Source organism: Agrobacterium burrii, from assembly GCF_017313405.1.
In the GTDB taxonomy this organism is placed as follows: Bacteria; Pseudomonadota; Alphaproteobacteria; order Rhizobiales; family Rhizobiaceae; genus Agrobacterium; species Agrobacterium burrii.
Map to the genome: position 1 here is coordinate 14826 of NZ_JAFLNA010000022.1, position 11757 is coordinate 26582.

Genomic DNA, 11757 nt, shown 5'->3' on the forward strand with positions numbered 1-11757 from the left:
GAAGGGGCGGTGCGGCGAGGCGCGACCGCGAAATATCAGGGGGCAGGGCGCTTCTGCGGCAGGGGAATGACGGTGCCGGTCTTCAGCATGTCGGTATTCCCGGGAAATTCGACGCTGATGGCCGGGGCTTCGGCCAGTTTTTCGGTCTCGGCGACGATCTGCGTGGCGGGAGCGATTTTGTCTCCGGCGGCAAGCTGCGCGTCGAGCAGTTCATAGGCGACCTTGGCGCCTTCCTTTGCCCGCTCACCCAGCGCATGGAAGGTTTCCGCACCCTTGATGCAGACGTCGGGTTTTTCAATGCAGATGGCGCTGACATAACGATAGGCCTCACCGGCGGCCGAAACGGCGCTGGGAAGATCGAATGCCGAAGGTTCCTTGGTGGGGTCGTTGTAGCTACCGAAATAGGACAGCGCCACCAGCACCAGCGAAAACCAGAATGTTCCTTTGATCAGAAACCACATTGTCAGACACCCTGCCAGATGATCTTTGTTTTGAAGCCCCGCCCGGTTTCGGGTCATTGGCCTTTGTCCCGTTTTTCGGGCTTGGGGAGAAGCTACAGGCGACCGGCGAACAGCCAATTGCAAAAAGCGGCGCAATTTAATTCAAATTGTATCTATTCTCCTCGCATCGGCACGTGCGCCATCAATTCATTCGCATTTTAACAGTCCATGTTAAGCATAATTGCGACAGAGCCCGCGCGTTCCCGGGCAAAGCGGCGGCACGCTTTGCCACAAAGGTTAACACGATGGCAAAAATGAAGCGAAATCCGTCGCTTACCCGTCATTAACCATGATTGGCAAAGCTTCGAATAAATGCCCCGTATTGGGACTGCGGCGCATTTGAAGGCCGTTTGCGGCCATTCTTTTTATCCATTCCTTAAGCCGCCGCCTTCTATTGTCGGGGCCATAAGATCCGCCTCAGGGATTCGGTATTGGTATTGCGTAATATGAGAGAAAAAGCGGTCGCACTGGTCGACCATGCCGCGGGCAGATGGCTTGCGCGTATGGAAGAGGACGCCGAAAGGCGCGCCGGAACCGTTGCGCGCCTGCGCCGCCTGATTGCCTTCGGTGCCGTCGGCCTTCTGGTTGTGCCCGCCCTCTTCAGCCTCGTCTTCAGCCCCGCCATCGCGCTGCCCATTGGTGCTGCCCTGGTGCTGGCGCTGTTTCTATCCGCCGCCGCCCTGTCGATTGCTTTTTCCCGGCCGCTGCGTGGCGTAGCATCCTCGTCCGCTCCTGCGGCTGATGACGACCTTGTCGCAGCATCGCAGGTGCCGGGCCTCGTGCTCACCATCAATGAAAACGGCCTGGTCGAACGTGTCTCCGGTCGTGACCGTGAGAAATTTCCGGTCGAGCTTCAGGCCTGCAAAGACCATGTCTTTGCCGAATATGTTTATGTGTCTGATCGTATCGAACTGATGCAGGCCTTTGATCTTTTGCGGCAGGGCGAGGACAAGGCCAGCGCCGAGCTTCGGTTTGAAACCGGCGCGAAATCGCGCCCGGCGCAGTTCATGCATGCGCGCATCGAAATGACGGCGATCCGCAGCGCGTCCGGCCGGCTGCGCCGCGTCGTCGCCCAGCTTTCCGATGTCACCGAGATGGAGTTGCTGCGCCGCGATGTCGCCCGCAAGGCGGCGGAGGCGGAATCGGCCAATGACGCCAAGTCACGGTTCCTTGCCGCCGTCAGCCACGAGCTGCGCACGCCGCTCAACGCCGTCCTCGGTTTTTCCGATATTCTGGCCGGCGAATATTTCGGCCGGCTGGAAAATGATCGTCAGCGCGAATATGTCGGCTTGATCCGCCAGTCCGGCGCGCATCTCCTGTCGGTGGTCAACACCATGCTGGATATGAGCAAGCTGGAAGCGGGCCGCTACGAGCTGCTGATGGAAAGCTTCCCGATTTCCGAAACCATCGCTTCCTGCGAGGCCATGCTTGGTCTGCAGGCCAGGGAAAAAGGCCTGACTTTGACCAGCCGCATCCAGCGCAATATCGGCGAAATCTCCGCCGACCAGCGCGCCATTCGCCAGGTTCTGATCAATCTGGCCGGCAATGCCATAAAATTCACCGATGCGGGTGGTGTTGTATCGATCGATGCGGCGCGCGAAGGCAAGATGCTGAAGCTGACGGTCAGCGATACCGGTATCGGCATCGCCGCCGACAAGATTGACCTGCTGGGCCAGCCCTTCATGCAGGTTCAGAATGAATATACCCGTCGCTATGAGGGCACGGGTCTCGGACTATCCCTGGTCAAGGGGCTGGTGGCACTGCATGGCGGCACCTTCGTCATCGCCAGCCAGCCCGGCGAAGGGACGGTCGTAACAATCATGTTGCCTGCCGATGGTTCCGGCATGGCGGGTGGCGAAGACGCTGAAACTGAATGCATGGTGGAATTTCCGCCGCGCATCCGTCAACTCGGCGAAATGGCTGCGATTATGAAGAAGGATGGTGACGATGGCCCCGCGAAAGCGAAAATCGCCTAAGAAAACAACGGCCCAGATTGGCGCCGGGTTTGTTTCCTTGGTGGTTGCGGCCATCGGGCGCGAAGTCCTGCGCCATCCGAAACTGGTTGGCGGCTGCGGTGCCTTCGCGGTCGTCTTCGGTTTCGTTGCGGCCAATGCGCTCTGGTACCAGCCGGGCATTCACCCGTCTCCCTTCCTGCGCACGCGTGATGCGGAAAACCCGAACGGGATCGCCGGTTATCGCCCCGCAGAGCCGCTAGGCACCCACGGCAACGTCACCACCTTTCGCATAGAGCGGCCGGCCGAGACGGAAGCGACGCAGCCACCGGCCGCCGAGACTGCGGCGTTGCCGCCAGCCGAAAGCCAGAAACCGCAGCAGATCGTTGCCGATATTCAGGGCGAACTCAAAAAACGCGGGCTTTACGAAGGCGACGCGGATGGCCGCATGGGGCCGAAGACCGCCGCCGCCATCATGTTCTTCGAAGAAACCCTTGGCATGGAACAGACCGGCGAGCCGACGACCCGGGTGCTTGCAGCCCTCAGGATCGACGGCGCCACCGTTGCGGCAATTCCAAAGGACCGGCCGTCCGACACCAACACCGGCGGCGGAGTTGAAATCGACCCGGTCGCAGCCGCCATCCGCAAGGCGGAAGCGCCGCGCCCCAAGGCCGAGCCGGTGTCGCTCAACAGCGCGACTGCCGCTGCCAAGCCGGCAAGCAGCGCGCTGATTGCCAAGATTCAGCAGGGGTTGATCAATATCGCCTATGCCGACGTGAAGGTGGACGGCGTGGCCGGCCAGCAGACCCGCAACGCCATCCGTGCTTTTGAAAAACACTATCGCCTGCCGGAAACCGGTGAGCCGAGCGAAGTGGTGCTGAAGAAACTGAAGTCGATCGGGGCGCTTTGAGGTTTTAGCCTCAGGAGGTTCGTTGATGGCGGGCCGGAGTGGGTGTGGCTCACTCCCCTCTGCCCTGCCGGGTATCTCCCCCTCAAGGGGGGAGATCGATCTGCGGCGAGATCTCGCCCATCGCAAAGCTTGAAAATGAAGTGGCGGTAGAGCGTCTTGCCGATCTCCCCCCTTGAGGGGGAGATACCCGGCAGAGCAGAGGGGGGTAAACCCCACGCACCTCAATCCGTTGACAAATCCAACATCGAGAGCACGTCCCACTCTTTCCACCGAAAGCACCACCAATGCGCCTCAAATCCGAAATCTTCGTCTCCGCCCTCATCCGCCGCGTTTTCGCCGCCGGCGGATTTGCTGCCATCGAAAAGAAGGGTGCGGAGGAGGCGGGTGCGATCTTCATCCGCCAGCGCCTGCGCGACGGCCGTGAAAACCTCTATGGACCGGCGCCGCAAAGCTTCGCCGATGACGAGGAAATCCGCGCCGAGCGCCGTTTTGAAACGCGCCTTGCCGGTGCGGAGGCTGAGGAAAGCACCGCCCTACTGGAGAAGGAACGGCGCTTCGACAGCGATCTGTGGATCGTGGAGATCGAGACGGATGAGATCGGCACTTTGTTGACGCTGGTGGACCAGCCACCGGCTTAGACGGCCAAAGGCCGTTTACCCCTTCACGTCCCGGTTTTGCGGGGAACGACGGTAATACGGCTCGGCCGCTCGCGGCCATGCGTATAGCTATCCGCCCGTCGCCAGCTTTCCACCCGCTCTTCGGACTCCACGATGTCGAGACGGTCGAGCAGGGCCTCGGCGCGGCTCATGTCGCCCTCTGTGGCGGCCAGATGCGGATAGAAGCATTGCAAGACGAAGGCGGCTTCGGAAAACTCCATGCCAAGCCCGGTAAGCGTGGTCGCAAGCTGCGCGCCGGAAATATCGAGCATGATGCGTTCCGACAGCCAGTAGCTGGATGACAGCGAATCCGATAGCGCAATGGCAAACTGCCGTGCATTGCGTTCACGGGCGAAACGCACGAGCAGGGCTTCCTGCACGTCGCTCAGGCGGCGCAGGCCAAGCACGTCACTTTCCGGGCGGTTGAGATGATGCGCCATCTGCTTGATCCGCTGACGCATTTCCTCTTCGAGCGCGGATGCGGCGTCAATTTTCGCCGTGGTCTCAGGGATGGCCACGTCCGCCACTTCCGGTTCGGCTGCGGCTGCCACCTGCGGTTCGGCGGCAGTCGTCGGCTCATCCGGCCGCTTCAGATCTTCGGCATGCCGCAGGCCAACCAGCGCATCGATGACGGTGGGGGAGAGGTCGTCGCGACGTACGATGGCGCGGGCATGCGCGGCACCCTGCGTGCGCGCAATGGTGATCAGCGTCTCGTCAGTGAGGCACTTCGAGGAGATAAGGAAGGGGGCAGCAAGCGAAATCGGCTGGCAGGCGATGAAGAAGGCGACAGCCGAAGGCACGCTCGGATGCTGCGACAGCGCGGCGATCGCTTCGCGCTTGGCTTCCTCGGTGGAGGCATTAAAAAGCGGCATGAAAAGCTCGGCGAATTGCCGGAGGTCCGTTTTTGACGGATGGGACACAGACTCGAAATTCGTCACCGTGGCCATAAGCACCACATCTTTCTTCCTAATGGCTCTTGGCCTCTCAAGTTCTCGAAACCGGTCGGTCAACGCACTACCCAACAAACGCAAACACAATATCGGCTCAAATTAGAGCAAATCCGTTGACGTCCTGTTAACTATGGGGGGTGGCAAGAGATATTCTGCCTCTATCAACAAGGAAATTTTAAAACCTTCATGACGGAAAAAATGTCATGGAACTTTGCCGCATCGCCTTTGTTTTCAACGGGTGCGGCCCTTTCGGCGATAAATTGGCGTCCAGCGATTAGGGTTAACGGATCATTAACCTCTGTCTGTTTGTAATTTCATGGGCAGTATTAGGATTCCATGTTATTCTGACGTTCGGAATAAAAGCCAAAATGGCCGCGAAATGCCTGAATGTCCGCATAGTCCCGCGCTAAAACCTTATGCGGTTTAGGGACATGCGAAAACCAGCCTGTGGGCTGGATTATGCGCAATGTGATGGTGATGAAATTCCCGACGCAAGACGAGGCTTGCGCGGTTCCCATAGGCAACATTGACTCCCGAAGAGGAGAGAAGCATGGCAGACATTATTCCAATCGGCGACGCCCGACGAAGCCTGCGCCCCGCCGGCATCGCGGCCAAGGTGATTGGCCCCGCAAAGGTGGTGCTGTTTACCGGCGTACGTTATGAGAAGCGCGAAACCGAGCCCGCTGGCAAGGTCGTGCGCAAGGGCAAATCCGCACCGGAAACGGCTCTGAAATCCTGATTATATGTAAAAGACCGGCGTTATTTCCACGGCGTCGGCTGGCATTTCGCTTCGTTCAGGAAACGTTCGGCTTCTTCCCCGAAGCTTGGCTGCGGCACCAGGGTCCGCAACACCACATATCCTTCCGTCTGATCCGATTCCGCCAGAATGGCCTGTGAGAGCGATGGCGGCTGCGCCTTGCGAATGGCGGCTATCTGCACCGCATCGGCGACCAGAATATCCATCACCCCGCCAGCAGACGTGCGGTCGTTCATGCTGAACACCTCGTTCGAGGCCCTGTCGTAAACCGCGACCGACCAGAAAGGCACGGCGCCAAGTGCGGTGAGCCGGACGGGTTTTTCTTCGATATTAAAAGTACAGACCGCGACCCGCATGAAGGGATCACCGCTGCCAAGCGTCTTCTTCTCGGTCGTCTCTTCGAGCAGATGAAACAGATGCGGCTTTCCTTCCGCCACCGCGCGGGTATAGGCATCGCGATTGCTGAAATGCGGTATCGCCAGAAGAATGATGACGTGCAGCACGGCGGCGGCGACGAGGCCGGTGAGGATGGCGAGCAGGACCCTAAGCATTGCCACACCCCAGCTTGCGGATTTGCGGCATGGCGATATCGATCAGGCCGGAACTGCCGGCGACCGGCGTATCGAGCAGCGTCATCACCAGCTTGAATGTCTGGCCCTGCGGCACCGCCAGCCAGTTATAGGCCTGGGCGTCGGGAGCGATGGTGATGTCGATGCCGCCATCCGCACTGCGCAGAAGCGTGCGGGAATTCAGCGCAAACGGCCGCCCGGCATCTTCCGCCAGCACATTGCCCTGCTGATCGGCGGTATAAAGCGTCCAGAACCGCGAAGGTGGCACGGCGCCGGCCAGCCGGTAACGGCATTCGCCACTGAGCCGCTGGCCATCGCTGTCGACGGAGGCGGTAAAGGCCAGCCCCTCGGTCGTGCCATAAAGCAGCCTGCCGGCATCGGCGCGGTGCGATTTGGCGTAAGGGTCAGCCTCGATTGTCTGTGCTTCGGGAAACGCGTCCCAGGAACCGATGCGGATCGATCCGAAACCGGACGTCGCCTCAAGTGCTGCGAGCGTTACGGCAATACCGCCGCCAAAGGCGATCAGAAGGGCAATGCCGACAAGGAATGGAACTCGGAACACGCTGTTTTCCCGTTTTTGAACAGGTCGAGAACTATCACTGATTCCCCGTTTGGAAAATGGTGCCCTTTGTTTAGTCTTTGTGAAAATGAGGGGAATTGCGAATTCCGGTTCTCACGCACCCATGACCAGCTTGAAGGCGATGGCCCACATGGTAACCGCGATGACGCCTTCGAGAATGCGCCAGGCGGAAGGTTTTTCGAAGACCGGTCGCAGCCAGCGCGCGCCATATCCCAGCGAAAAGAAGAACAGCACCGAACCGGTGGCCGCACCCGCCGCAAAGGTCTTTTCGAAGCCGGGAAATTGCGTGGAGATGGTGCCGAGCAGCACGACGGTATCGAGATAGACATGCGGATTGAGAAAGGTGAGCGCCAGACAAATGGCCAGCGTCTGCCACAGGCTCGCCTCCTGCCGCTCAGCCACCGACAGCGCTTCGGATGAACGCAGCGCCGAATGCAGGCTTTTGGCGCCATACCAGATAAGGAAGGCAGCCCCGGCATAACGCATGATGGGATCAAGCGCCGGCATGACGGCGCTGATCCGCTGAAAACCGAAGACGCCGACGGTGATCAGCAGCGCATCGGCAATGGCGCAGGTGGCGCAGACCGCGAACACATGCGAGCGCGCCAGCCCCTGTTTCAGAACAAAAGCATTCTGCGCGCCGATGGCGACGATGAGGCTCAGACCCATCGTCAGGCCGGTGAAGAAGATTTGTATATCCATGCGCGTCGGAAGCCTCTTGTCTCTGTCCATGCGGAATGGCGCAAGCCGTCGCCTGCGGACCGAGTACTTGGATATTGAGGTGGGATGGTTTAATCCAGTTAAATAAACTCAACCTAGATAAGTGTGGCTAATGCTAGACTATCCCTCCATGCGGGCCGTGGCGCTCGTTGCCCAGACCGGCAGTTTCGAAAAGGCGGCGCAGCTGCTCTTCGTCACGCCATCAGCCGTCTCGCAGCGTATCAAACAGCTGGAGGAGCGGCTGGGCGTGGTGTTGATCGTGCGCGGCAACCCTTGCGTTGCGACGGAAAAGGGCGAGTGGCTCTGCCGGCATATGGACCATGTCGGCATGCTGGAAAGCGAATTGTTCCGCCAGCTTCCGGCGCTTGCAGAGGCGGGATCGGTACAGGAGCGTGTGACGCTCAACATCGCCACCAATGCTGATAGCCTCGGTACATGGTTTCTCGATGCGGTTTCGAAATTCACCGGCAGCAACGACTATCTCGTCAATATCGCGGTGGATGATCAGGATCACACGGTGGAATGGCTGCGCGGGGGCAGGGTGCTTGCCGCCGTCACCGCCCATGCCAAGCCCGTGCAGGGCTGCCGAGTAACGCCACTCGGCGTACTTAGATATCACGCTACCGCCAGCCCGGATTTCATGACCCGCCATTTCGCCGATGGCGTCACGCCCTCAGCCCTTGCCCGCGCACCGGGACTGACCTTCAACCAGAAGGACAGGCTGCAGGCGAGCTGGATCAGGCAGGCGCTGGGAGAAGACGTCTCCTATCCCACCCACTGGCTGCCCTCGACCGATGGTTTCGTGAAGGCAAGCCTTGCCGGCATGGGCTGGGGGCTCAATCCGGTGCAGTTGGTGGCGGAGCATTTGAGGGAAGGGCGGCTGGTGGAACTTATTCCCGGCACATCATTCGATATCCCGCTTTACTGGCAGGTCAATCGTTTGGCCGCCGACCGTCTGGCGGCGCTCACCGCCAATGTGGTGGAAACGGCACGGGCGGCGTTATTGGTGTGAAGCATCGTGGGAAAAGGGGAGCGTGGAGTGTGTGGCTCACCCCCCTCTGTCCTGCCGGACATCTCCCCCACAAAGAGGGAGATCGGCAAGACGCTCTACCGCTACTTCAATCTCAAGCGTTGAGATGGGCGAGACATAGCCTCGGTTCGATCTCCCTCCTTGTGGGGGAGATGTCCGGCAGGACAGAGGGGGGTGAGTCACACACTCCGGCAGAAATCTTCAGGCGATGCACCCCGACTTCACCTCGGTGCCCTCACGGCGTCCCCACCCGTGTCATCAAATGACGCGCCACGGCCTCATAAGCAGGCAGCGATGTCGCGTCGTTGGCGGCATTGCCGGCGACGGGATGCGAGGAAAAGCGGGCGATGACCATTTCGGCTGCGGGATCGACATAGATTGCCTGGCCGTGCACGCCACGCGCCATGAACGCGCCGTTGGCATTGTGGGTGACCCACCACATGGCACGATAGCTCCAGCCCTGCAGCGCCGGATAACCGCCCTTCGCAAAAGCCGCCTTGTCTCCGCCGTTGCGGATATTGTCGATCGCCTTCTGCGGAATGAGACGCTGGCCATCCACAACGCCCCCATCGAGCAGCAACTGGCCGATACGCGCCATGTCGCGCAATCCGGCATTCAGCCCGCCGCCGGCAAACGGCGTGCCGGTGGAATCGACGGTGTAATAGGCGTCCTGTTCGGCACCCATCCGGCTCCAGATCCGTTCCGAGAGCAGCTCTGCCACCGATTTTCCCGAGACGCGGGCGATGATCCAGCCGAGCGCATCGCTGTTGATCGTCTTGTAGCCGAAGGCGGAACCGTGTTCCCCCTGTTTCACCACCGTCTTCAGATAATCGAAATAGCTGCGCGGCCCTTCATAACCCTCGGGCTTGGGAAGAGGGTTGCCGGCCGCCGAATAGGTCCACACATCGGCATTGGGATCGGCATAGTCCTCGCTGTAACGCAGGCCCGTCGTCATATCGAGCACCTGCCGGATCGTCGCATCGCCGAAGGCGCTTTTTTCAAGTTCGGGAACGACGGTCGCGACCTTGGCATTCTCGTCCAGTGTACCTTCGGCAACCAGCATCTCGCCCAGAAGCCCGGTCAGCGACTTCGTCACTGACATGGCGCCATGTTGCCCCGCATCGTTGAGGCAACCGGAATAGCGCTCATAGACAAGCACACCCTTGTGCAGCACGACGATGCCGTCGGTATAATTGGCCGACAGCGATTGTTGCCAGCTCATGTCCCGGTCTGCGCCGGTCGGCCGGTACGTCACGGCATCGATGGCGGGATCGAGCTTGCGCTCGAGCGTTGCGGGTGCGCCGAGGCCGCGGCTCACATTGACCGTTGGCATCAACTGACGGAAATGGCAGACCGTCCAGCGCGATTTCGGAAAGTTGAAATAGTCGCTGTCCGAGAAGCGGATGATTTTCTCTTCCGGTGGCGGAAAGCCCTGCATCCAGCCGAGTTTGGTCGGGTCTGACTGCTCGGCCGAAAGCGGCGTGGCGTTCTGGCTGGACGCGGCGTAAGGGTAGGCCAGAACGGGCAGCATGGCCGCAAGAACGATCGACAGGGTTTTAGAAATTGACGATGACATTGACGAAGCCTCCAAGCCAGTTCGGCGAATTGTCCGCGGTCAGGGAATTCATGCCCTTGCCGGGAAAGGAAATGCTGACGCCCGCCGTGAGATAGGTGTTGGGATTGATAACGCGCGAATATTCCAGATAGATATCATCGGCGAGATGGTGGTCGCCCACGCCGGCAACCGGGGTGGGCGTGCCGTCTATGTTGTCGAGGCGTGTGCCCTGGCCGAACTGGATCGGGCTGTTCAGCTCATTGGCGCGGATATGCGCGTAGCGCAGCGTCCACGTGTCGGCCTGCGTCGGTTTCACCTGCAGGCTGATCTGATGTGCATTGACGTTCGAATTCAGAAACATCATGGAAGATTTCGTACCCGTCGACCATGCGCTCGGATTGCCTTCGTAATAGAGCGGGTCGAAGCGTTCCAGACGCGAGGTCGAAGGATCGTCGCCGGAGAAGGTCTGGTAGCTGTAGGCGATGGTCGGCGTCCACGAAACCTCTTCGAACGCATAACCGACCTGGGCGCGGCCGCCCCAGGCCCTGAGGTCGATATCGGGGTTCCACTGATAGGCGATATCGCCACCGATGAAAAATCCCGGCAGCGGCGCATCGAACGGATTGGTGCGGGTATAGGCGTTGATGAAACTCAATCCCTCGCGCGCACCCGGCATGATGACAGGCGCGCCGATGCCGCCAGCCGCGGTCCGGGGGTAGGGCGAGCCGGATTCCGGAACATGGCCGAATGTAACGCCGGCATATCGGCCCTCCTGCGGTTCATAACGCAGATCCGCTCCCACGATCTTCGTTCCGCTGTCCTTGTCGGATAATTCATTCGCGTCGATGAAAAAGGCCGTCGCCGTCAGGTCATCCTTGCCGAACCGGAGGATGGCGGCCTGTTCCCATGCTTTTCTCGGCCCAAGTTTCAGGGCGCCGCGCTCGAAACCGCTCGAACCGCCATTGGCGATCAGCATGCCTGTGCCGGTCTGGAACGGACGCGGTCCGAGGGAAATATCGAAGAAGGGGCCGGTTTCAGCTCTGGAGCGCAGGCCGAGATAGCCGTCTTCAAGTGTGATGGCGCCCGTGCCGCCGGCATCGAAGGCATCAGTGCCAAGCGTGCCGGAGGCAACGGCGGAAATCTTTCCATAGATCTGGAGCCGCTCGCCGGCATCGGCGGTGAAACCGAGGCCGGGCATCAGGTAGCCCTCAAGCCAGCGCGTGTCGCTATCGAAGCCGGCCGACGGAGCGAAAGTATCGGCGAAGTTCCAGAACAGGTTCTGTTCGGCCACGGCGTTCACGCCGGCCTGAAAATGCAGGCGCAATTCGAAGCCCGGCTCGTCGATCAGGAGCATGGGATCCTGCGCACGGGCCGCATGGGGTGCAAGCCCAAGGCCAGCAGCAAGAACGGCCGCCACCGCCCGCCTTGCATTTCCCGCATCGTTCATGCCGTCCTCCGGGATCGCTTTGTGACCAGACAGAAATAACCGCATTCACTTAGACATGAATTGGTCGGAATGGTCTATTCAATCTTGAAGTGTAGAAAGACGATTTCGTGTTCTTATTCTCCGGTGCGAGA

The 11757-nt window shown here is 60.1% G+C and carries 12 protein-coding genes; 5 read left to right on the plus strand and 7 right to left on the minus strand.

The annotated features are described in order from the left end of the window. Positions 1-35 precede the first annotated feature (35 nt). Positions 36-461: a DUF5330 domain-containing protein gene (locus JZX89_RS27585; RefSeq protein ID WP_207136030.1), complete on the minus strand. Its 426-nt coding sequence runs from the start codon at positions 459-461 to the stop codon at positions 36-38. 485 nt (positions 462-946) lie between these two features. Between JZX89_RS27585 and JZX89_RS27590 the strand changes: the two genes are divergently transcribed. The 3 genes from JZX89_RS27590 (at position 947) to JZX89_RS27600 (ending at position 4000) form a co-directional block, all read left to right on the plus strand. Next, on the plus strand, positions 947-2476 hold the full coding sequence (locus JZX89_RS27590) for a sensor histidine kinase (protein WP_174372881.1): 1530 nt from the start codon (positions 947-949) through the stop codon (positions 2474-2476). After that, positions 2448-3362 carry a peptidoglycan-binding domain-containing protein gene (locus tag JZX89_RS27595; RefSeq protein ID WP_207136031.1) on the plus strand — a complete coding sequence of 305 codons (915 nt, stop codon included), beginning with the start codon at positions 2448-2450 and terminating at the stop codon, positions 3360-3362. Before JZX89_RS27590 ends, JZX89_RS27595 begins: the two co-directional genes overlap by 29 nt. 284 nt (positions 3363-3646) lie before the next feature. Then, complete coding sequence (locus tag JZX89_RS27600) at positions 3647-4000, plus strand: DUF1491 family protein (RefSeq protein WP_207136032.1); 354 nt, start codon at positions 3647-3649, stop codon at positions 3998-4000. A 23-nt stretch (positions 4001-4023) separates the two neighbouring features. Here JZX89_RS27600 and JZX89_RS27605 read toward each other — a convergent pair whose 3' ends face one another. Continuing rightward, positions 4024-4965, minus strand: coding sequence for a DUF2336 domain-containing protein (locus JZX89_RS27605; RefSeq protein ID WP_210348674.1), 942 nt, complete (start codon positions 4963-4965; stop codon positions 4024-4026). Between the two features lie 553 nt (positions 4966-5518). Here JZX89_RS27605 and JZX89_RS27610 point away from each other — a divergent pair. After that, on the plus strand, positions 5519-5707 hold the full coding sequence (locus JZX89_RS27610; RefSeq protein ID WP_174372878.1) for a hypothetical protein: 189 nt from the start codon (positions 5519-5521) through the stop codon (positions 5705-5707). Between the two features lie 20 nt (positions 5708-5727). Here the strand turns inward: JZX89_RS27610 and JZX89_RS27615 are convergent, their stop codons facing one another. From JZX89_RS27615 to JZX89_RS27625, 3 genes are all read right to left on the minus strand, one after another. Further along, complete coding sequence (locus tag JZX89_RS27615) at positions 5728-6276, minus strand: DUF1254 domain-containing protein (protein ID WP_149898861.1); 549 nt, start codon at positions 6274-6276, stop codon at positions 5728-5730. Continuing rightward, the gene (locus tag JZX89_RS27620; RefSeq protein ID WP_149898862.1) at positions 6269-6856 is read right to left on the minus strand and encodes a DUF1214 domain-containing protein; all 588 of its coding nucleotides are present in this window, start codon (positions 6854-6856) and stop codon (positions 6269-6271) included. Before JZX89_RS27620 ends, JZX89_RS27615 begins: the two co-directional genes overlap by 8 nt. Before the next feature lie 111 nt (positions 6857-6967). Next, a complete protein-coding gene (locus JZX89_RS27625; RefSeq protein WP_149898863.1) occupies positions 6968-7576 on the minus strand; it encodes a LysE/ArgO family amino acid transporter in 609 nt (202 codons plus the stop codon). 130 nt (positions 7577-7706) lie between these two features. On the opposite strand from JZX89_RS27625, the gene JZX89_RS27630 reads away from it, so the two are divergent. Further along, positions 7707-8606, plus strand: a complete 900-nt coding sequence (locus JZX89_RS27630; protein ID WP_207136034.1) for a LysR family transcriptional regulator ArgP — start codon at positions 7707-7709, stop codon at positions 8604-8606. 253 nt (positions 8607-8859) lie between these two features. Here the strand turns inward: JZX89_RS27630 and JZX89_RS27635 are convergent, their stop codons facing one another. Together JZX89_RS27635 and JZX89_RS27640 are read right to left on the minus strand one after the other, a co-directional pair. Further along, positions 8860-10200 (minus strand): serine hydrolase domain-containing protein, encoded by a 1341-nt coding sequence (locus JZX89_RS27635; RefSeq protein ID WP_440131606.1) that lies wholly within the window; start codon positions 10198-10200, stop codon positions 8860-8862. Continuing rightward, positions 10181-11626: an alginate export family protein gene (locus JZX89_RS27640; protein WP_207136035.1), complete on the minus strand. Its 1446-nt coding sequence runs from the start codon at positions 11624-11626 to the stop codon at positions 10181-10183. Before JZX89_RS27640 ends, JZX89_RS27635 begins: the two co-directional genes overlap by 20 nt. Positions 11627-11757: the final 131 nt, after the last annotated feature.

Excerpts from the sequence above, each read along its gene's own strand:
- JZX89_RS27585 (WP_207136030.1), bottom strand. The coding sequence starts at position 461 with ATGTGGTTTCTGATCAAAGGAACATTCTGGTTTTCGCTGGTGCTGGTG.
- JZX89_RS27590 (WP_174372881.1), top strand. The coding sequence starts at position 947 with ATGAGAGAAAAAGCGGTCGCACTGGTCGACCATGCCGCGGGCAGATGG.
- JZX89_RS27595 (WP_207136031.1), top strand. The coding sequence starts at position 2,448 with ATGGCCCCGCGAAAGCGAAAATCGCCTAAGAAAACAACGGCCCAGATT.
- JZX89_RS27600 (WP_207136032.1), top strand. The coding sequence starts at position 3,647 with ATGCGCCTCAAATCCGAAATCTTCGTCTCCGCCCTCATCCGCCGCGTT.
- JZX89_RS27605 (WP_210348674.1), bottom strand. The coding sequence starts at position 4,965 with ATGGCCACGGTGACGAATTTCGAGTCTGTGTCCCATCCGTCAAAAACG.
- JZX89_RS27610 (WP_174372878.1), top strand. The coding sequence starts at position 5,519 with ATGGCAGACATTATTCCAATCGGCGACGCCCGACGAAGCCTGCGCCCC.
- JZX89_RS27615 (WP_149898861.1), bottom strand. The coding sequence starts at position 6,276 with ATGCTTAGGGTCCTGCTCGCCATCCTCACCGGCCTCGTCGCCGCCGCC.
- JZX89_RS27625 (WP_149898863.1), bottom strand. The coding sequence starts at position 7,576 with ATGGATATACAAATCTTCTTCACCGGCCTGACGATGGGTCTGAGCCTC.
- JZX89_RS27630 (WP_207136034.1), top strand. The coding sequence starts at position 7,707 with ATGCTAGACTATCCCTCCATGCGGGCCGTGGCGCTCGTTGCCCAGACC.
- JZX89_RS27635 (WP_440131606.1), bottom strand. The coding sequence starts at position 10,200 with ATGTCATCGTCAATTTCTAAAACCCTGTCGATCGTTCTTGCGGCCATG.
- JZX89_RS27640 (WP_207136035.1), bottom strand. The coding sequence starts at position 11,626 with ATGAACGATGCGGGAAATGCAAGGCGGGCGGTGGCGGCCGTTCTTGCT.